General features: G+C 71.9%; 21 protein-coding genes and 1 pseudogene. 9 read left to right on the forward strand and 13 right to left on the reverse strand.

What is annotated here, in order from left to right; all coding sequences use genetic code 11:
- Window positions 1-10 precede the first annotated feature (10 nt).
- Window positions 11-916: an endonuclease/exonuclease/phosphatase family protein gene (locus RFN52_RS04410; RefSeq protein WP_184842587.1), complete on the forward strand. Its 906-nt coding sequence runs from the start codon at window positions 11-13 to the stop codon at window positions 914-916.
- Window positions 917-973: 57 nt separating this feature from the next.
- Here the strand turns inward: RFN52_RS04410 and RFN52_RS04415 are convergent, their stop codons facing one another.
- The 4 genes from RFN52_RS04415 to RFN52_RS04430 form a co-directional block, all read right to left on the reverse strand.
- On the reverse strand, window positions 974-1,936 hold the full coding sequence (locus RFN52_RS04415) for an electron transfer flavoprotein subunit alpha/FixB family protein (RefSeq protein ID WP_184842590.1): 963 nt from the start codon (window positions 1,934-1,936) through the stop codon (window positions 974-976).
- 52 nt (window positions 1,937-1,988) lie between these two features.
- Window positions 1,989-2,777, reverse strand: a complete 789-nt coding sequence (locus RFN52_RS04420; RefSeq protein ID WP_184842592.1) for an electron transfer flavoprotein subunit beta/FixA family protein — start codon at window positions 2,775-2,777, stop codon at window positions 1,989-1,991.
- A 220-nt stretch (window positions 2,778-2,997) separates the two neighbouring features.
- Window positions 2,998-3,489, reverse strand: coding sequence for a flavin reductase family protein (locus RFN52_RS04425; protein WP_184842595.1), 492 nt, complete (start codon window positions 3,487-3,489; stop codon window positions 2,998-3,000).
- A gap of 83 nt (window positions 3,490-3,572) precedes the next feature.
- Window positions 3,573-3,986: a thioredoxin family protein gene (locus RFN52_RS04430; protein WP_184853787.1), complete on the reverse strand. Its 414-nt coding sequence runs from the start codon at window positions 3,984-3,986 to the stop codon at window positions 3,573-3,575.
- Window positions 3,987-4,063: 77 nt separating this feature from the next.
- On the opposite strand from RFN52_RS04430, the gene RFN52_RS04435 reads away from it, so the two are divergent.
- Complete coding sequence (locus tag RFN52_RS04435; RefSeq protein WP_184842598.1) at window positions 4,064-4,480, forward strand: DUF4395 domain-containing protein; 417 nt, start codon at window positions 4,064-4,066, stop codon at window positions 4,478-4,480.
- Between the two features lie 188 nt (window positions 4,481-4,668).
- Window positions 4,669-5,397, forward strand: coding sequence for a lysophospholipid acyltransferase family protein (locus RFN52_RS04440; RefSeq protein ID WP_184842601.1), 729 nt, complete (start codon window positions 4,669-4,671; stop codon window positions 5,395-5,397).
- A 19-nt stretch (window positions 5,398-5,416) separates the two neighbouring features.
- Here RFN52_RS04440 and RFN52_RS04445 read toward each other — a convergent pair whose 3' ends face one another.
- The 5 genes and pseudogenes from RFN52_RS04445 to RFN52_RS04465 form a co-directional block, all read right to left on the reverse strand.
- Window positions 5,417-6,118: a B3/B4 domain-containing protein gene (locus RFN52_RS04445; protein WP_184842604.1), complete on the reverse strand. Its 702-nt coding sequence runs from the start codon at window positions 6,116-6,118 to the stop codon at window positions 5,417-5,419.
- A gap of 12 nt (window positions 6,119-6,130) precedes the next feature.
- A pseudogene (locus RFN52_RS04450) lies at window positions 6,131-6,571 on the reverse strand (transglutaminase domain-containing protein); the annotation flags it as partial.
- A 20-nt stretch (window positions 6,572-6,591) separates the two neighbouring features.
- Window positions 6,592-7,662, reverse strand: coding sequence for a threonine aldolase family protein (locus RFN52_RS04455; protein ID WP_184842607.1), 1,071 nt, complete (start codon window positions 7,660-7,662; stop codon window positions 6,592-6,594).
- Window positions 7,659-8,405, reverse strand: a complete 747-nt coding sequence (locus tag RFN52_RS04460; protein WP_184853789.1) for an SDR family NAD(P)-dependent oxidoreductase — start codon at window positions 8,403-8,405, stop codon at window positions 7,659-7,661. Before RFN52_RS04460 ends, RFN52_RS04455 begins: the two co-directional genes overlap by 4 nt.
- A 41-nt stretch (window positions 8,406-8,446) precedes the next feature.
- The gene (locus tag RFN52_RS04465) at window positions 8,447-9,844 is read right to left on the reverse strand and encodes a DUF6421 family protein (protein ID WP_184842610.1); all 1,398 of its coding nucleotides are present in this window, start codon (window positions 9,842-9,844) and stop codon (window positions 8,447-8,449) included.
- A 249-nt stretch (window positions 9,845-10,093) separates the two neighbouring features.
- On the opposite strand from RFN52_RS04465, the gene RFN52_RS04470 reads away from it, so the two are divergent.
- The gene (locus RFN52_RS04470) at window positions 10,094-10,777 is read left to right on the forward strand and encodes a glycerophosphodiester phosphodiesterase (protein ID WP_184842613.1); all 684 of its coding nucleotides are present in this window, start codon (window positions 10,094-10,096) and stop codon (window positions 10,775-10,777) included.
- Here the strand turns inward: RFN52_RS04470 and RFN52_RS04475 are convergent.
- Window positions 10,774-11,319, reverse strand: coding sequence for a GNAT family N-acetyltransferase (locus tag RFN52_RS04475; RefSeq protein ID WP_184842615.1), 546 nt, complete (start codon window positions 11,317-11,319; stop codon window positions 10,774-10,776). The two genes, RFN52_RS04470 and RFN52_RS04475, sit on opposite strands and share 4 nt — an antisense overlap.
- A gap of 71 nt (window positions 11,320-11,390) precedes the next feature.
- Between RFN52_RS04475 and RFN52_RS04480 the strand changes: the two genes are divergently transcribed.
- On the forward strand, window positions 11,391-11,783 hold the full coding sequence (locus RFN52_RS04480; protein WP_184842618.1) for a VOC family protein: 393 nt from the start codon (window positions 11,391-11,393) through the stop codon (window positions 11,781-11,783).
- Here RFN52_RS04480 and RFN52_RS04485 read toward each other — a convergent pair.
- A complete protein-coding gene (locus RFN52_RS04485; RefSeq protein WP_184842621.1) occupies window positions 11,765-12,700 on the reverse strand; it encodes a GNAT family N-acetyltransferase in 936 nt (311 codons plus the stop codon). The genes RFN52_RS04480 and RFN52_RS04485 overlap by 19 nt on opposite strands.
- Window positions 12,701-12,885: 185 nt before the next feature.
- Here RFN52_RS04485 and RFN52_RS04490 point away from each other — a divergent pair, with 185 nt between their 5' ends.
- Window positions 12,886-13,647, forward strand: a complete 762-nt coding sequence (locus RFN52_RS04490) for a VOC family protein (protein WP_184842624.1) — start codon at window positions 12,886-12,888, stop codon at window positions 13,645-13,647.
- Between the two features lie 56 nt (window positions 13,648-13,703).
- On the opposite strand, the gene RFN52_RS04495 is transcribed toward RFN52_RS04490, so the two are convergent.
- Complete coding sequence (locus RFN52_RS04495) at window positions 13,704-14,378, reverse strand: MarR family winged helix-turn-helix transcriptional regulator (RefSeq protein WP_184842626.1); 675 nt, start codon at window positions 14,376-14,378, stop codon at window positions 13,704-13,706.
- Complete coding sequence (locus RFN52_RS04500) at window positions 14,375-16,039, reverse strand: FUSC family protein (protein ID WP_184842629.1); 1,665 nt, start codon at window positions 16,037-16,039, stop codon at window positions 14,375-14,377. The genes RFN52_RS04495 and RFN52_RS04500 overlap by 4 nt, the downstream gene beginning before the upstream one ends.
- 149 nt (window positions 16,040-16,188) lie before the next feature.
- Between RFN52_RS04500 and RFN52_RS04505 the strand changes: the two genes are divergently transcribed.
- From RFN52_RS04505 to RFN52_RS04515, 3 genes are all read left to right on the forward strand, one after another.
- Entirely contained in the window at window positions 16,189-16,737 is a 549-nt protein-coding gene (locus RFN52_RS04505; RefSeq protein WP_184842631.1) for a DUF5134 domain-containing protein, read from the forward strand.
- A 172-nt stretch (window positions 16,738-16,909) separates the two neighbouring features.
- Complete coding sequence (locus RFN52_RS04510; protein ID WP_184842634.1) at window positions 16,910-17,845, forward strand: M56 family metallopeptidase; 936 nt, start codon at window positions 16,910-16,912, stop codon at window positions 17,843-17,845.
- A gap of 157 nt (window positions 17,846-18,002) precedes the next feature.
- The gene (locus RFN52_RS04515) at window positions 18,003-18,671 is read left to right on the forward strand and encodes a phosphatase PAP2 family protein (RefSeq protein ID WP_184842637.1); all 669 of its coding nucleotides are present in this window, start codon (window positions 18,003-18,005) and stop codon (window positions 18,669-18,671) included.
- Window positions 18,672-18,915 lie beyond the last annotated feature (244 nt).

Consider the following 18,915-nt stretch of genomic DNA (forward strand, 5'->3'; position numbering starts at 1 on the left):
GGGAGACCACGTGCCGAACGAGGTCGGAGTGACACGCCGCCACGGGCTCAAGGCGGCGGCGGCCGCCGCCATCGTAGGACCGCTGCTCACCACCGCGGGCCCCACACCGCCCGCTTCCGCCGGCGAGCACCCCGGCGCCCTGGACGTCATGACGTTCAACGTCCGCTTCGGCACCGTCGTCGACAGGACACCGCGCTGGGAGGTGCGCCGACCGGTGATGCGAGAGCTGCTGCGCCGCGAGCCACCGCATCTCATCGGCACCCAGGAAGGGCTCTACCGGCAAGTGCGCGCGATCGAGAAGGATCTCGGCGGGCACCACGACTGGATCGGCACCGGACGCGGGGGCGGCAGCAAGGACGAGTTCATGGCGGTCTTCTACGACACGCGCAGACTCGCGCCGATCGAGTTCGATCACTTCTGGCTGTCCGACACCCCGTACACGATCGCCTCGAACACCTGGGGCGCGGACTGGCTGCGCATGGTGACCTGGGTCCGTTTCGCGGATCTCGCCGACGACGGGCGGGAGTTCTACGTCCTCAACACTCACCTGGACAGCGTCAGCCAGTACGCGCGGGAGCGCTCGGCGGGGCTCATCGGCGAGACGATCGCCGGGTGGGACCGGTCGTTACCGGTCATCGTCACCGGCGACTTCAACGCGGCCGCCCACGACAACCGGGTGTACGACCTCATGCTGGACATCGGACTGGTGGACGCCTGGGACGCGGCGGCCTCGCGGGGTCCGGCGTACGGGACGCACCACGGCTACCGGAGGCTCAAGCCCGGCGGGCGGCGCATCGACTGGATCCTCACCACGCCAGGGGTGACCACGCACTGGGCCGGGATGAACACCTTCAGCAGGGACGGGACCTACCCGAGCGACCACCTGCCGGTGCAGGCCTCGATGACCCTGGGATGAGAAGAGGCCCCCGTGACCGTTCGTGCGGTCACGGGGGCCTCCCCCAGCCGGAAGCGATCAGCCCTTGCGGGTCTTGATCTCCTCGGTCAGAGCCGGGACGACGTCGAAGAGGTCGCCGACGACGCCGTAGTCGACGAGGTCGAAGATCGGGGCCTCGGCGTCCTTGTTGACCGCCACGATCGTCTTCGAGGTCTGCATACCGGCGCGGTGCTGGATCGCACCGGAGATGCCGTTGGCGATGTACAGCTGCGGCGAGACGGACTTGCCGGTCTGGCCGACCTGGTTGGTGTGCGGGTACCAGCCGGCGTCCACCGCGGCACGCGAGGCACCGACAGCGGCACCGAGCGAGTCGGCGAGCGCCTCGATGATCGCGAAGTTCTCCGCGCCGTTGACGCCACGGCCACCGGAGACCACGATCGCGGCCTCGGTCAGCTCCGGACGGCCCGTCGACTCACGCGGAGTACGGCCGGTGACCTTGGTGCCGGTGGCCTGCGCGGAGAAGGAGACGCTCAGGGCCTCGACCGCACCGGCGGCCGGGGCGGCCTCGACGGCGGCGCTGTTGGGCTTGACCGTGATGACCGGGGTGCCCTTGGAGACACGGGACTTGGTGGTGAAGGACGCGGCGAACACGGACTGCGTGGCCACCGGGCCCTCGTCGCCGGCCTCCAGGTCGACGGCGTCGGTGATGATGCCGGAGCCCAGACGCAGCGCCAGACGGGCGGCGATCTCCTTGCCCTCGGCGGAGGACGGCACCAGCACGGCGGCCGGGGACACGGCCTCGTGCGCGGCCTGGAGGGCGTCGACCTTCGGTACGACCAGGTAGTCGGCGTACTCGGCGGCCTCGTGCGTGAGGACCTTGACCGCGCCGTGCTCGGCGAGAACGGCGGCCGTGTCACCGGCGCCGTTGCCCAGCGCGACGGCGACCGGCTCGCCGATGCGGCGGGCGAGGGTCAGCAGCTCCAGGGTGGGCTTGCGGACGGCGCCGTCCACGTGGTCGACGTAGACGAGAACTTCAGCCATGGGACTTCTTCTCTCCTGCTTGCGAAAGATGAGGGGCGGTCAGCGAAGGGGCTCAGATGAACTTCTGGCCCGCGAGGAACTCAGCGAGCTGCTTGCCGCCCTCGCCCTCGTCCTTGACGATCGTGCCCGCGGTGCGGGCCGGACGCTCGGCCGCGCCGTCGACCGTGGTGTAGGCACCCTCCAGGCCGACCTCCTCGGCCTCCAGGTCCAGGTCGGACAGGTCCCAGGACTCCACCGGCTTCTTCTTGGCGGCCATGATGCCCTTGAAGGACGGGTAACGGGCCTCGCCCGACTGGTCGGTCACGGACACGACCGCCGGGAGGGAGGCCTCCAGGCTCTCGGAGGCGGCGTCGCCGTCGCGGCGGCCCTTGACGGTGCCGTCCTCGACGGAGACCTCGGAGAGCAGGGTGACCTGCGGGACGCCCAGGCGCTCGGCGAGCAGGGCCGGGACGACGCCCATGGTGCCGTCGGTGGAGGCCATGCCGGAGATGACCAGGTCGTAACCGGCCTTCTCGATCGCCTTGGCCAGGACCAGGGAGGTGCCGATGGCGTCGGTGCCGTGGATGTCGTCGTCCTCGACGTGGATCGCCTTGTCCGCACCCATGGACAGCGCCTTGCGCAGGGCGTCCTTGGCGTCCTCGGGGCCCACCGTCAGGACGGTGATCTCCACGTCGTCGTCGGAGTTCTCGGAGATCTGCAGCGCCTGCTCGACCGCGTACTCGTCGAGCTCGGAGAGCAGACCGTCCACGTCGTCCCGGTCGACGGTCAGGTCATCGGCGAAGTGCCGGTCGCCGGTGGCGTCGGGCACGTACTTCACAGTGACAACGATCCTCAAGCTCACGCCGGCTCTCCTACTGCATCGTCATTTCCATGCTGCCTACTTGCAGGCAGCATAGGCGCCTCTAGCGTCCGATCCCGGTCGGGGCGAACCCACGCCCCGAGCGAAATATTACTCGTCAGTACACCCAGTTCGTTCCCGCTAAGCAAGCGCTTTGAACTGTGACCTTCGCAACGCAGCGTAACCGGAACTCGACGGTCACGCAGCCCGGGGGGCGCCCCGCTCAGTCGCCCAGACGCTGGAAACGTCCCTGGTGATAGAGGAGGGGACGGCCGGTGCCCGCGGGGTCGCCGTGCACGACCTCGGCGAGCACGATCCGGTGGTCCCCTGCGGGGACGCGCGCGACGACCCGGCCCACCAGCCAGGCGAGCACACCGTCGAGGACGGGAACGCCCTCGGGCCCGTCCCGCCAGGCGGTGGGAGGGCCGAAGCGGTCGGCGCCGCTGCGGGCGAAGGTGGCGGCCAGCTCCTGCTGGTGCTCACCGAGGATGTGGACACCGACGTGGTCCGCCGCCGCGATCGCGGGCCAGCTGGAGGCACCGGTGCCGACCCCGAAGGACAGCAGGGGCGGTTCGGCGGAGACGGACGTCAGGGAGGTCGCGGTGAAGCCCACCGGGCCCGCCTCGCCACGAGCGGTGACGACGGCGACTCCCGCCGCGTGCCGCCGGAAGACCGAGCGCAGGAGGTCGGGAGTGGCGAGGAGGTCCGCAGGCATGGGGTCAGGCTGACGATAACTGGTACGCGCAGTCAAGTTCGTTCCGTGATGTGGGAGATGGCTCACGGACGGCGTCACGCCGGTCACACCGCCTCCCCCAGCGCGGCGATCACGTCGGCCTTGCGCGGCTGCCCGGTGGCCCGCCGCACCACCCGGCCGTCGGCGTCCAGGACCAGCACGGTCGGGGTCTTGAGGATGTCCAGCCGCCGCACGAGGCCGAGGTGGGCCTCGGCGTCGATCTCGACGTGGGTCACACCCGGGACCAGCCCGGCGACCTCGTCGAGGACCCGCCGGGTCGCCCGGCAGGGCGCGCAGAACGCGCTGGAGAACTGCACGAGCGTGGCCCGTTCGCCGAGCTCCGCGCCCAGTTCCGCCGCATCGAGCCGCTTGCCGTCGTCGCGCCCGCGCACCCGTACTCTCCCGCTCCGCCGCCGTTGCAGCACTCCGTAGGCGCTCGCCGCCGCGAGCACCGCCACGCACACCACCAGTCCGGTCATCACCTGCTGCAAGCGTTCACGAGACCGCAAAGATTCCCGGCCCCTCAACGCGGTAGCGCTGCGGAATGCTTTGCTCCATGGACATCGATGTGAGAGGTCCGCGTTTCGGCGCGGCTGTCACGGCCGCCGTCCTGGCGGTCGTTCTGGTCACGGGGAGCGCCTGGCTGCTGGCCTGGCAGACGCTGGCGTTCCTGCTCGGCGCGGCGGGCGGGGTGAGCCGCTCCCCCTACGGCCTGCTGTTCGCCAAGGCCGTACGGCCGCGGCTCGGGCCGCCGACGGAGTTCGAGGCGCCCGAACCGCCGCGCTTCGCCCAGGTGGTGGGGCTGCTTTTCGCCGGACTCGGGCTCGTCGGCCACACTCTCGGGCCCGGCTGGCTGGGACTCGCGGCGACCGGCGCCGCACTCGCCGCCGCCTTCCTGAATGCGGCATTCGGGTACTGCCTGGGATGCGAGTTGTACCTGCTCGTGCGGCGGGTGACGGTCCGCGCGGAGTAATGGGGACGCAAAAGCACGAGGTGGGAACCTGCGGGCGACGTGACGAGAATCTCGCCGCCGGCGGGCACGAGGACTGGCTACCCGGCCGTTCTTGGGGCACCATCTGCGACAAGCCGTAAAACCTACGGCTGCGTAACTTTCCACTGGGAATCCCTTCCCAGGCAGAGCAGGAGGGGTCCGGCCCGCCCATGGCAGAGCTCGTCTACCGTCCCGTCGTCGGTTTCGCCCGCACGCTGTTCAAGGTGTGGGACCTCAAGATCGACCTCCAGGGTTCGGAGAACATCCCGCGCTCGGGCGGCGCCGTGCTGGTGAGCAATCACATCAGCTACCTGGACTTCGTCTTCGACGGCCTGGCGGCGCTGCCGCAGAGGCGTCTCGTGCGGTTCATGGCGAAGGAGTCCGTCTTCCGGCACAAGATCTCCGGCCCGCTGATGCGTGGGATGAAGCACATTCCCGTGGACCGCAAGCAGGGGGAGGCGGCCTACGCGCACGCCCTGGACTCGCTGCGCTCGGGCGAGATCGTCGGGGTCTTCCCGGAGGCGACGATCTCGCAGTCGTTCACGCTGAAGAGCTTCAAGTCGGGCGCCGCACGTCTGGCCCAGGAGGCCGGCGTCCCGCTGATCCCGATGGCGGTGTGGGGCACGCAGCGGCTGTGGACGAAGGGCCAGCCGCGCAACTTCAAGCGCAGCCACATCCCCATCACCATTCGGGTGGGCGAGGCGATCGAGGCCTCCCGGGACAAGTACGCGGGCGCCATCACGCGCCAGCTGCGGGAGCGCGTCCAGGAGCTCCTGGAGGCCGCCCAGCGCGCCTACCCCGTCCGCCCCAAGGGCCCGGACGACACCTGGTGGATGCCGGCCCACCTCGGCGGCACGGCGCCCACGCCGGAGCAGGTGCGGGCGGCCGAGGCGCACTGACGCCCGAGCGGCCCAGGGCTCAGGCGGAGGACTCCGGAGCACGGACGGCGATGTCCGCTCCCGGGCTGAACTTCGCCAGCAGCTCGGCGAGTTCCGTCGCGGCCGCCGTCACCTCGGCGACCGGCATCGGCGCCAGGCTCTCCAGCAGGAAAATGCCGGACGTCGTCCGCTCGGTGAGCCGGGTGCGCGGGCCCTGGCGCCAGTTCCAGCGGCGGCAGGTCACGCCCGTGTCGTCGCACCACACGACTTCGCCCGCGTCGGGGTGCTCGACGGTCTCCTCGCCCCCTGCGACGGTCACGAAGTCCTCCTCCCCCGTGGCCCGGATCAGCCGCATACCGCCCTCGATGCGGTCGAGGTCCTCGCCGCCGACGGGGATCAGATGGGCGACGGAGACGGCGTTGTAGAGGTCGACCAGCAGATTGATGCGGGGCAGCCCGGCCTCCGAGAGAGCCCGCTTGGCCAGCGCCTCCGCGGAGTTGCGGGTGCGGGACGGCTTCGAACCGAACGCCGTGTAGGTCTCGCGCCATGCGGCCATGTGCGGATCCTCGTGCGGGGCGCGGCCGTCCAGTCGTACGGCCAGCCGGCGCGCCGCGTCGTCCAGCAGAGCCGAACCGGCGTCACTGCTCGGGCCGTTGACCAGGCCGTGCGCCTCGATCGCGACGTACGTGAAACCGGGGGCGAGTGCGCGTACGTCGTCGGACACGGTCAGGGTGAGCGTCATGGTCGCCTTGCCTCAGAGTGCGGTGGGGAGCGTCTGCCACAGGTGTGGCCGGTCGCGCGCTGCCGTGAGCGTGTCGAGCACGACCGGATGTGGTGCAGCATACAAGACCGGGTAGTCCAGTTCATTGGACGCACGATCGGGCACGAAGGCCAGTCGCTCACCATCGAGGCAGAACCGGGCGTCGACACCGGGCTTGTTGCCCCGGGGGTCCTGCCGGTGCCACGCGCCGTTGAACCGCACGGCGACCAGCCCGTGCACCACCTCGAACTTCTGGTAGCACAGCGCGGTGGGAATGTCCTCGGCACGGAGCAGGGCGGCCAGCGCGTGGGCCTTGGCGTAGCAGATGCCGGTGCGCTGCTCCAGGACGTCGGAGGCGCGCCAGGTGACGCGGAGATCACCGGAATCCTGCGAGTGCGGGATGGTGTCGCGAACGAACTCGAAGGCTGCCCGCGCTCTGCCGCATACCTATGCACCTAGCGGGCCATCTCCTCTTTCAGCGCTGCCAGGAAGCCGTCCACGTCGTCCTCGGTCGTGTCGAAGGCGCACATCCAGCGGACCTCGCCCGCGGCCTCGTCCCAGAAGTAGAAGCGGAACCGCTTCTGGAGGCGCTCGCTCACGTCGTGGGGCAGCCGGGCGAAGACCGCGTTGGCCTGCACCGGGTAGAGGATCTCCACCCCGTGCACGGACCGCACGCCCTCGGCGAGGCGCTGGGCCATCTCGTTGGCGTGCCCAGCGTTGCGCAGCCACAGGTCCCGGGCGAGCAGGGCCTCCAGCTGCACCGACACGAAGCGCATCTTGGAGGCGAGCTGCATGGACAGCTTGCGCAGGTGCTTCATGTGGCTGACGGCGTCCTGGTTGAGCACCACGACGGCCTCACCGAACAGGGCGCCGTTCTTCGTGCCGCCCAGCGAGAGGATGTCGACGCCGGCCGCGTTGGTGAGCGTCCGCATCGGGACGTTCAGGGTGGCGGCGGCGTTGGCCAGCCGGGAGCCGTCCAGGTGCACCTTCATGCCGTGCGCGTGGGCGTGCTCGCAGAGGGCGCGTATCTCCTCCGGCGTGTAGACCGTGCCCAGCTCGGTGGCCTGGGCGATGGAGACGACCTGCGGCATCGCCCGGTGCTCGTCGTCCCAGCCGTACGCCTGCCGGTCGATCAGCTCCGGTGTGAGCTTGCCGTCGGGCGCGGGAACGGTCAGCAGCTTCAGGCCGCCGACCCGCTCCGGGGCTCCGCACTCGTCAACGTTGATGTGCGCGCTCTCCGCGCAGATCACCGCTCCCCAGCGGTCGGTGACCGCCTGGAGCGCGACGACGTTCGCGCCGGTGCCGTTGAAGACCGGGAACGCCTCCGCCGTGGGCCCGAAGTGGCTGCGGATCACCTGCTGGAGGTTCTCGGTGTAGGCGTCCTCGCCGTACGCGACCTGGTGCCCGCCGTTGGCCAGCGCCAGGGCGGCGAGGACCTCCGGGTGGGCCCCGGCGTAGTTGTCGCTGGCGAAACCGCGGACCTCGGTGTCGTGATGACGACGGGCGTCGGTCTTCGGCGGGTTCACGGCTTCTCGGTGAGCCACAGACGGTTTCCGTTCACTTCGGCGGCGGACTTCTCCCAGACCGTGGTGATGGCCTCGGCCAGGTCCTTGACGTCGGTGAAGCCCGCGAACTTCGCGTTGGGCCGGTCGGCGCGCATCGCGTCGTGGACCAGCGCCTTCACCACCAGGATCGCAGCCGCCGACGTCGGCCCCCCGGCGCCCCCGGCCTTGCGGAAGTAGTCCGCCATGGCCAGCGTCCACGCCTCGGCCGCCGCCTTGCCGGCCGCGTAGGCGGCGTTGCCCGCGGTGGGCTTGCTGGCGCCGGCGGCACTGATGAGCACGTACCGGCCGCGGTCGCTGCGCTGCAGTGCCTCGTGGAACGCGAGGGAGGTGTGCTGCACCGTGCGGACCAGCAGCATCTCCAGGAAGTCCCAGTCGTCGAGGCTGGTCCGGGTGAAGGTCTCGCTGCCGCGCCAGCCGCCGACGAGGTGGACCAGGCCGTCGACACGGCCGAAGTCCTTCTCGATGCGGGTGGCCCAGTCGCGGGTGGCCTCCAGGTTCAGCAGATCGACCGTGTCACCGGTGACGGTGGCGCCGCCGGTCGCGTAGCGCGCCGCGTCCACCGCCTCCGCCAGCCGCTCCGGATCGTTGTCCGACCCGATGACGGTCGCTCCCGCCTCGGCCAGCCTGAGCAGTGCGGCCCGGCCGGCGGGCCCGCCCGCTCCGGCCACCGCGATCACCGCACCGCTGAGCGCCCCGTTCCCCATGATCTTCGCCTCCTGAGCAGTGTTCCCGGTACGCCGATCGCTCACGCGGCGATCCGCTCGGCGCCGTCCGCCGTGATGCCCTTGGTGGAGGCGATCACGTTCTTCAGCTTCTTGGACAGTGCCTCATAGAACATGCTCAGCGGAAACTCGTCCGGAAGCACGTCATCGACGAGTTTGCGCGGCGGCTGCGTCGTGTCCAGGGCGTCGGGGCCCTTGGCCCACTTGGAGCCCGGGTGCGGGGAGAGGTAGGTGGAGACCAGCTCGTACCCGGCGAACCAGTGGACGAGCTTGGGGCGGTCGATGCCGTCGCGGTACAGGTCCTCGATCTCGGCGCACAGCTGGTTGGTGACCTGCGGGGCGCGCTCCCAGTCGATGGTGAGCTTGTTGTCGGTCCAGCGGACGACGTCGTGCTTGTGCAGGTACGCGAAGAGGAGCTGGCCGCCGAGACCGTCGTAGTTGCGCACGCGCTCGCCGGTGACCGGGAAGCGGAACATGCGGTCGAAGAGGACCGCGACCTGCACGTCGCGGGCCTGCGGAACGCCTTCCCCGGCCAGCTTCACGGCCTCCTTGAAGGCGGTGAGGTCACAGCGCAGCTCCTCCAGGCCGTACATCCAGAACGGCTGGCGCTGCTTGATCATGAACGGGTCGAAGGGCAGGTCGCCGTGGCTGTGGGTGCGGTCGTGGACCATGTCCCACAGGACGAACGCCTCCTCGCAGCGCTTCTGGTCGTGGACCATCGCGGCGACGTCCTCGGGCAGCTCCAGGCCCAGGATGTCGACGGCGGCGTCGGTCACGCGGCGGAAGCGGGCGGCCTCGCGGTCGCAGAAGATGCCGCCCCAGGTGAACCGCTCCGGGGCCTCGCGCACGGCGATGGTCTCGGGGAACAGGACGGCCGAGTTGGTGTCGTAGCCGGAGGTGAAGTCCTCGAACTTGATGCCGCAGAACAGCGGGTTGTCGTAGCGGGTGCGCTCCAGCTCGGCCAGCCAGTCCGGCCAGACCATGCGCAGCACGACCGCTTCGAGGTTGCGGTCCGGGTTGCCGTTCTGGGTGTACATCGGGAAGACGACGAGGTGCTGGAGACCGTCCGCACGGTTCGCGGCGGGCTGGAAGGCCAGCAGCGAGTCGAGGAAGTCGGGCACCTGGAAGCCGCTGTCGGCCCACCGGGTCAGGTCCTTGACCAGGGCCTCGTGGTAGGCGCCGTCGTGCGGGAGCAGCGGGGAGAGCTCCAGGACGGCGTCGGCGACCTGGCGGACCGCGAGCTCGGCGTCGGCCGGGTCGGGCGCGCCCTCGGCGTCGAAGTCGATCGACCCGTCCTTGGACTGCCATGGCCGGATCCGCTCCACGGCATCCTTGAGCACGGGCCATGCCGGGTGCTCGACCACCCTGGCCACGGGAGGAAGACCTTCCTCCGAACCCACCTGCACAAGAATTTCCGTCATGTCCCACCTTCCACGGGAGAATCTCACGTATGCAGACCGTATACACACGAGGTTCCTCCCAGCAAGGGTGAACCCGGGAAATTATCCTGCCCGACCCTGTGCTTCACCGCACTTTTTCCTGCCGGTCACGCTTCTGCCCGGATGTGCCGCGACCATGCCCTCACTCTCTGCACAGGGTGGGTCCAGGCGATACGGTCAGGGGGGCCGTCAGGCCCCCAGTGCCGCCTGTCGACGGAAGAGAGTCGCGTCTTGAACTTCCTCACCATCGGTCACCGCGGAATCATGGGTGTGGAACCCGAGAACACCCTCCGGTCCTTCGTCGCCGCCCAGGAGGCGGGCCTGGACGCCATCGAACTCGATCTGCACCTGAGCAAGGACGGCGCGCTCGTCGTCATGCACGACACGGATGTGGACCGCACGACCGACGGCACCGGCCCGATCGCCGAGAAGACCCTCGCCGAGCTGCGGGCCCTGGACGCGGGCCGGGGCGAGCGGGTCCCGGTCTTCGAGGAGGTCCTGGAGGCCGTGCATGCGCCGCTCCAGGCGGAGATCAAGGACGCCCAGGCGGCGCGGGCCCTGGCCCAGGTCATGAACGAGCGCGGGCTGGCGGGCCGGGTGGAGGTGTCCTCGTTCCACGACGAGGCGATCGCCGAGATCAAGCCACTGGTGCCGGGGGTGCGCACCGCGCTGATCGCCAGCCGCTACGGCACCGACATCGTGGACCGCGCCGTCCAGGCCGGTGCCGAGACCGTCTGCCTGAACATCCGCCGGCTCACCCTGGAGATCGTGGAGCGGGCCCGCAAGGCCGATCTGAGGATCATCGGCTGGGTGGTGAACACGCAGGACCAGCTGCGGCTGGTCCGGGCGTTCGGCCTGGACGGCGCGACCACCGACCACCCGGACATCAAGCGCACGGGCCGTTTCACGGCCTAGGGCTGGGCGAGCTCCTTGACCAGCAGCTCGAACTGCAGGTCGTCGCGCTGCGGGACGCCGAAGCGCTCGTCGCCGTGCGGGAACGGGGTCATCCGTCCCGTACGGCGGTAGCCGCGCCGCTCGTACCAGGCGATGAGGTCGTCGCGCACGGAGATCACGGACATCTGCATCTCCCGCACGCCCCAGCTTTCGCGGGCCTGCCGCTCCGCCTCCGCGATGATCACCTTGCCGAGGCCCGCGCCCTGGAGTTGGGGGCTGACGGCGAACATCCCGAAGTAGGCGTTCTCACCCTCGTGCTTCAGCTGGCAGCAGGCGACGATCCTGCCGTCCCGCTCCACCGTGAGGAGCCGGCTGTCGGGCGACTTGATGACTTCCAGCACGCCCTCGGGGTCGGTGCGCTGCCCTTCGAGGATGTCCGCCTCGGTGGTCCACCCGGCCCTGCTGTCGTCACCCCGGTACGCCGACTCGATCAGCGCGACCAGCTCGTCCACGTCGACTTCGGTGGCGTCGCGGAAGGTCAGTGCGGTGGCGGCGGTCTCCATGGGCGTACGTCTCCGTTGCGGCTGCGAGGCTGGGCAGGGATGAGCGTAACGCCACCATTAAGCTCCGCTGCATGGTGCATGTACTCAGCAGCCGGATCCTGCTCCGCCCCACCGACCCCGAGCGGTCGCGTGCCTTCTACGGCGAGCAGTTGGGTCTCGCCGTGTACCGCGAGTTCGGTACGGGAGCCGAGCGGGGCACCGTCTTCTTCCTGGGCGGCGGCTTCCTGGAGGTCGCGGGCCGGTCCGAGACGCCCCCGGCGCCCGCCGTGCGCCTGTGGCTGCAGGTCGACGACGTGGCGGCGGCGCAGGAGGAGCTGCGGGCGAAGGGCGTGGAGATCGTGCGGCCGCCGGTGAAGGAACCCTGGGGGCTGGTCGAGATGTGGATCGCGGATCCCGACGGGACGCCGATCGTGCTCGTGGAGGTGCCGGCGGACCATCCGATCCGCTACCGGCCCGGCATCTGAGCCCGGCCCGGGAGGTGCTCCCACCCCCGCTCGGTGCGGGTGAGTTCGCGAAAGCCCGCACCCGTCAGGAGGGCGGTCATGGCGCTGCCGTCGGCGGGTTCGTAGGCGACGAGCCGGTCCACATCGCACAGCCGGAGCCAGTCCGCGGCCCGGGCGAGCAGCCAGTGCTCCAGGCCGGTGCCGTGCTCGGCCGGGTCGATGTGCAGGTTGCCGACGTCGGCGAGGCCGGAGGCGCGCGTGTGGCGTTCCGGGCGTGCCAGGGCGGTGTCGATCTCGACGAAGCCGAGTGTCTTCCCACCGGCCCGGGCCGTGAAGCGGGTGCCGCACTCCCCCGGCATGCGCTCGGCCGTCACCCCCGGCCGGGGCCCGGCGGCCGGCAGGTCGGCCACCCGTGCGATCAGGATGACCTCGGTGTCTCCGGTGTGCCGGAACCCCGCGCGTTCGTAGAGGGCCCGGATGTGCGGCCAGTTGCGGGGCAGGCCGTAGACGAGCGGGGCGGGCAGTGCGCCGTCGGCGTACCGGACGCGGGCGTTCCAGCGTGCGAACCGTGCGAGGCACGCCCGCATCAGCAGGTCCGCCGCCAGATCGGCCTCCGGCCAGAGGGGCGTCGCCGGGCGGTGGACGAACCAGTTGATCTCGGCGGCGTCCCGGTAGGTCTCCCCGACCTCGGCGTCGGCGCGGTAGCGCAGCAGGTGGGCCGCGGCGACGACGTATCGGCGCTGCTCGGCGACGAGCGTCGTCCGCTCGGCCACCCACGGGTCGGTGATGAACTCGCCGGGACGCCGCTCCAGGTCGCCGAGGACGGTGTTCACGGAGACGGAGACGCCGGGGACGACCGCCGCGACGTGCATGTTGACCAGGTCGGTCAGCTGGTCTCGGTCGGTCTTGCGGAAGGGACGCACCTCGGGCGCGGGCATGGGTACCTCCGGGCAGGCTGAAGGAGCGGGAGGCCGCCACGCGGTGCGGTACGGGGCGAGGGTACGCCCGGGCCGCTGCGGCACACCACCGGATTTCCCCGGATGGCAAGGAGCCCTGCGGGCGGCTTAGCGTGCTGGAGGGGAGCCTCGGGGGCGAGGTCCCCGCCGCTCGCGGAAGGAACGCCATGAAGCTCGACGCACCGGTGACCGGCGGTCCCTGCTGGACCGAGCTGGGGACCAGTGACCTGGACGCGGCCCGGCGGTTCTACACGCGGCTGTTCGGCTGGCGGCCCGAGACGGACGCGCGTCAGGAGGCCGGCGGCTACACCGTGGCGCACCTCGGGGACGCGGCCGTGGCCGCGCTCGCCCCGTTGTACCAGCCGTCGCAGCCGGTCGCGTGGAACGTGTCCTTCGCGGTGACCGACGCGGACGCCACCGTCCGTGCGGTGACGGAGGCGGGCGGGACCCTGCTGCTGGGCCCGATGGACGTGTTCGACGTGGGCCGGTTCGCGGTGGCCGCCGATCCGGACGGTGCCGTCTTCCAGCTGTGGCAGGCGGGGACCTTCCCGGGCGCCGGGCTGTTCAACGCGCCCGGTTCGCTGGGCTGGGTGGAGCTGATGACGCGGGCCCCGGAGGGGGCCGTGTCCTTCTACACGCGGGTGTTCGGCTGGACGGTCGCCCCGTCGGACCGCTACACCCAGTTCGGCATCGGCGGCGCGGACTTCGGCGGCATGGTCACGATGGACGAGAAGTTCCCGCCCGAGGTGCCGGCGCACTGGCTGCCGTACTTCGCCGTGGCCGACGTGGACGACACCACCGCGGTCGTCCAGCAGCACGGCACGGTCCTGATGGTGCCCACGTCCGTGCCCGACGGGCCGCGCATCGCGGTGCTGCGGGACCCGCAGGGGGCGATGTTCGGCGTGTACCGGGCGGGCGACGAGGCCTGAGCCGGTGGTGGTCCCACCCTGCCGGGCGGGACCACCACCGGCCGGCTCGCGGGCGATCAGGCCCGCAGAACGCCGAGTCGCCCTTCCAGCTGGCTGAGCAACTCACCCAGCAAGGCGGCGAGTTCACCCTGCTCCGGGCCGTCCACGCCGGACAGCACGGCCGTCTCGTAGGCGAGCTGGACGGGCAGGATCGCGTCGACGAGGTCGCGTCCGGCGTCGGTGAGCCTCAGGTGGACGACCCGGCGGTCGCGGGTGTCGCCCCGTCGTTCGACCAGACCGCGCTCGGTCAGCTGCTTGAGGCGTTTGGTGACGGCCGCGCCCGAGGAGAAGGTCTCCCTGGCCAGGTCCCCCGGCGTCAGTTCGTGCCCGGTACGCCGCAGCGCACCCAGCAGATCGAACTCGGGGCGGCTGAGCCCGGCCCGGCGCAGCGGAGCGTCCTCGGCCTGCTGCAGCAGGGCGGCGCAGCGGTTGATCCGCCCGATGATCTCCATCGGCCCGGTGTCGAGTCCGGGGTGCACGGCCCGCCATTGCCGCACGACGGCGGCGACGGTGTCGCCCCGGCGCCCGCCGCCCGGGAGATCCTCACCGGACGCGTTCTCGACCGCACCCCCTCCGGCCGTCGCCTCCTCGTCGGCCGTACGCCCCTCCGCCACCGGCTCTGCCCCGGTCCCCGGCTGCGGGTCCGGGCCGGCGTCGTTCCCCGTGGGCGGTGGTCCTTCGGTCGGCGTCATGGCCGTGCGTCCTCCGTTTCGGTGGCCGGGTCCCGGTCCGGGAGCAGTCCCTGGCGTCGGGCCGTCGCGGCGAGCGTACGGTGTCCGGACTGTTCGGCGAGCACGACCCGCTCCTGGGGCAGGGCCCGCTGCCACCATTCACCGGCGGCCGCGTCGGCCGTGGCGCGCAGCTCGGCCAGGGCGACGGCGAGGCCTCGCCGGGCGGATTCCAGGGCCGCGGTGCCGGGGTCCGGCCCGGCCAGGAGGCGGGCGGCGTGTTCGCGGGCCCGGTCGGCGGCGGTCAGCGCCCGTTCGACGCGGGCGCCCGCGCGCCGGTCGGTGACGGCCAGGGCGGAGGCGAACCCGACCAGCGCACCGACGGCGGTGTCCACGACCCGCTCGGTCATCAGCGCCCCGGGCTCCTGATGCCCGGCGAACTCCGTGATGAGCAGGGCCATGGGTGTCACGCAGACGCTGCCGAGCCAGTAGTTGCGGCTGATCAGCACCTCCGCTCCGAAGCTGAACGCGAGGCAGCACAGCACGAGTGCCACCGGCCCCAGGTGCGCGAGCGGCACGACCGCCAGGAAGACGAGCACGCCGACGACGTTGCCCACCACCCGCTGGACGGTCCGGCTCCAGGTCAGGGTGAGGTTCGCCTGGTAGAGCGAGGCGGCGGTGACCAGCGCCCAGTAGGGGCGGCCGATCCCGAGGGCGAGCGAGGCGTGGCCGGCGAGCGCGCACCCGAGGGCGGTACGCACCGCGAGCGGGGTCAGCGGGCCGAGCCGCGCCGAGAGGGGCCGGGCGGCGTCCACTCCGAGCAGTTCGTCGGCGGCCGCGTCCGCCGGTCCGGCCTGCGGGACGGGGCCGGTGCCCCGCAGCGAGGCCGCCCACACGCGCAGTCGCTCCGCGTCCGCCTCCGTCGGCGCCGCGAGGGCGACCTCGGCGCGGACGACGAGCCGTTCGAGGGCACGCCTGGTCCGGGAAGGGGCGCCGGTGGACAGCAGCGACTGCCGGGCGGCCTGCACCGCGGCATAACCGGCGGCGCGGGCCCGGGCATGCCCCTCCCCCGTGCCGCCGGTGTCGGCATACACGGCGGCGGCCTTCAGGGCGGCGGCGGTGGCGCGGCGCTCCGGTCCGTGCGGCCGGACGAGCGCGGGCGCCATGCAGACCAGCCAGGCCCAGGCCCCCGTCGCGGCGGTCAGCGCCAGATGACCGGGCACCTGGCCGAGGGTCTGCGGTGCGAACAGCGAGGCGGAGCTGACGAAGGTGAGGACGACGTTGCCCGGCGGGCCGACCAGGGTGACGTCGCACAGCACCTTCTGCGCGGCGGCCAGCAGCGCGCCGACGGTGACCAGGACGACGGCACTGCCGGTGAGCGAAGCCGCGACCAGGGCCACGGCGACCCCGCCGAGCATGCCCAGCACCACCCACGCGAGGACGCCGGCCCGGGCGGCGTACGGGCGGTTGTGGGCGTACAGCGCGCACAGGGATCCGGCCATCGCGTACATCACGAGGCCGGGCCGGCCGAGCGCCGACAGGATGAGGGCGGGCGGAGCGATCGCCGCGACGACACTCAGCGCGGGCTTGAACCAGATCTCCGAGGGCCTGCCGAGGCGCAGCACCCCCGCCAGCGGGAGGCGCCGGGCGGGTGGGGCGGCGGGGGTGGGTGTCGCACTGCTCATGAGCACGAGATTAACAGGTGTTTTACTCGTAAAGAGTATCCCCTTGCCTGGCGTGCTCCGCCGAATGCTCCCCGTGTACACCCTTGCGCTCGCGTGCGCGCCGCACGGCGCGGGCATCGAATGACCGACTGCCGAAGGGGGAGGTAAGCGTGCACGGACCGGCTTCGTCCGGCTGGCTGCTGGTGGCGCTCTGCGCGGTGACCGGCGCCTACTGCCTGGCGCGGATGCGCAGCGGCGCCGAGGGGCAGCGCAGTGCCGCGGGCGGCGAGGCGCTGATGGGCTTCGGGATGGCCGCGATGGCCGTGCCGGCGGCGGTGTTCACCCCGCCCTCGTGGGCGTGGCCCGTCTACGCGGCGGTGTTCGGGGCGGCGGGCGTGCACGCGCTGTGGGCGGCACGGGCCGGCGCGCACCATCTCCACCACCTGGTGGGGGCCGCGGCGATGGTCTACATGTCCCTCGTCATGGCCGGCTCGCCCGCACACGCGCACGGTCGGGGCGGATCGGGGGTCCCGCTCCTGACGGGCGCGCTGCTGCTGTACTTCGCCGGTTACGTGCTGCTGACCGGCGTCCGTCTGGTGCCGGTCGCCGCCGTCGCCGGAGGCGGCGGCCCCGCCGGATGGGGCGACCGGCCTGAACTGGCGCGGGCCTGCCGGCTGTCCATGGGGATCGCGATGGTGGCGATGCTGCTGACGCTGTGAGGGGATCGCGACGGTGGCCGCGCTCCTGACCCTGTGAGGAGAACGCGACGGTGGCCATGCTGCTGACCCTGTGAGCGGAAGCGGCCCGGCGCGCCCAACGGAGCCGTTGCCTGCGTCACTTCGACGGCACGAGTCGTACCCCGGAACAGGGCCGCGCTCATAGGCTGCCCTCATGATGCTCACCGCCGCGCTGTTGCTGCTCGGCGCCCTGACCGCCGTGGTCGGCCCCCGGTTGCTCGCCCGGGCGGACTGGCCGGACCGGGAGCCGGTGGTGGCGCTGTGGGTGTGGCAGTGCGTCGTGGCGACCGTCCTCGTGTGCTGCGCACTGTCGATGACGCTCAGCGCGGCCGCGGCCTGGCACGCGGTCGGCGGGCACCTCTTCGCGACGGCCCCGCGCGCGGTCGTCGAGGCCTACGTCCTCGGCACGGCGGGTCCCTGGGCGGCGACCACCGCCCTCGCGCTGGCCGGCGGCGGGCTGTGGAGCGCGGCGATGCTGCTCCGCGAGATCGGCCGGGCCCGCGCCGGGCGCCGCCGCCGACGGGCCGATCTGCTGGTCCGGGCTCCGCTGCTGCCGGGCGAGGTGGCCGTCTCGGGCCGGCTCGTCGTCCTGGAGAGCGAGCGGCCCGACGCGTGGTGGCAGCCCGGCGCTCCCCCGCAACTGGTCGTCACCACGGCCGCGTTGCTCCGGCTGAAGGGCCGCCGGCTGGACGCCGTGCTCGCCCACGAGCAGGGCCACGCCCGGGCCCGGCACGACTGGCTGCTGAACTGCTCCTCGGCCCTGGCCGGCGGATTTCCGCAGGTTCCGGTGTTCGCCGCGTTCCGTGACGAGATGCACCGCCTGGTCGAACTCGCCGCCGACGACACGGCATCGCGCCGCTTCGGCCGCCTGACCACCGCCCTGGCCCTGGTCGAACTGAACGAGCACCGCGGCGTGTTCGGGCCCTGCCCGACACCGCAGGCCCATGTCCCGGCCCGGGTGCACCGGTTGCTCACGCCGCCGGACCGGCTGACCGCGGCCCGGCGCCTGCGGCTGACGGCGGCGGCCGCGCTGGTGCCGGTGATGCCGGTGCTGGTGGCGTTCGTACCGGGGCTGCGGGCGCTGGGATGACCGACGGGGCCGCCGGGGTCCGGGCCGCGACCGGCATCGGACGAGGCGTGTGCCCGGCCCGGATCCGGTGGCTCTCGATGGCCGAAGTGGATTGCCCGAGAGCCGAAGATCGTCGCCGTACTGGATCCGGACCCCCCGGTTCGGCGAGGATCGCTGTATGCACACCTCGTCCCTCGACTCCCCGCCCCGTCCGGAGCACCACACCGCCGCCCGCTTCGCCGGTGTCCTGGGCCTGTGCTCGGTACTGCTGCTGACCCTCGTCGCGGCCAGATGGAGCCCGTTGATCGGCGCGGACGGGGACATCGCCGGCACCACCCACCGCTGGGCGGTCGACGAACCGGTCCTCACCCAGACGTGCCGCATCCTCACGGACTGGGTGTGGGATCCGTGGACGATGCGACTGCTGTGCGCGGCTGTCGTCGCGTGGCTGGTGGTGCGGCAGGCTGCGCGCTGGACGGCGTTGTGGCTGGCGCTGGCCGTCGCCCTCGGCACCGTGCTGCAACAGGGCATCAAGGCCGCGGTGGACCGCCCGCGCCCCGTGTGGCCCGACCCCGTCGACTCGGCCCACTACTCGGCATTCCCGTCGGGCCACGCCATGACCGCCACGGTGGTGTGCGGACTGCTGTTGTGGCTCCTGCGCCGGCACGGCGTCGGCCCGGTCGTGTGGCGCACGGCCGTGGCCGTGGCCGTCGTCTCCGTGGTGGGGGTCGGGCTGACGCGGATCTGGCTCGGCGTCCACTGGCCGTCGGACGTGGTCGGCGGCTGGCTGCTGGGGACGACGGTGGTGGCCGCAGCGGTGTGGGTGCACCGCCACCGGCAGCCCTGAACCCGGGGGCGCCTCACCGGTCCCACCGCTCGACCCGACGCGTCCTCGCAGGATTTCCGCATGGCGCCCGTTGGAACATGTGGGGCAAGTAGCCCGAGGCCACCATCGGATCCGCCTGCTCGCCCGCCTCGGACGATCCCCCGCGTCGCCCGAGGCAGACGGCATCACCGGCCCAGACCTGACAGGCCGTGGCCGGACGCTCTGAGTATAGTTGGCTGGCAGCCAGTCAACACAGGAGTTACAG

The organism is Streptomyces collinus (assembly GCF_031348265.1).
GTDB classification, from domain to species: domain Bacteria; phylum Actinomycetota; class Actinomycetes; order Streptomycetales; family Streptomycetaceae; genus Streptomyces; species Streptomyces collinus.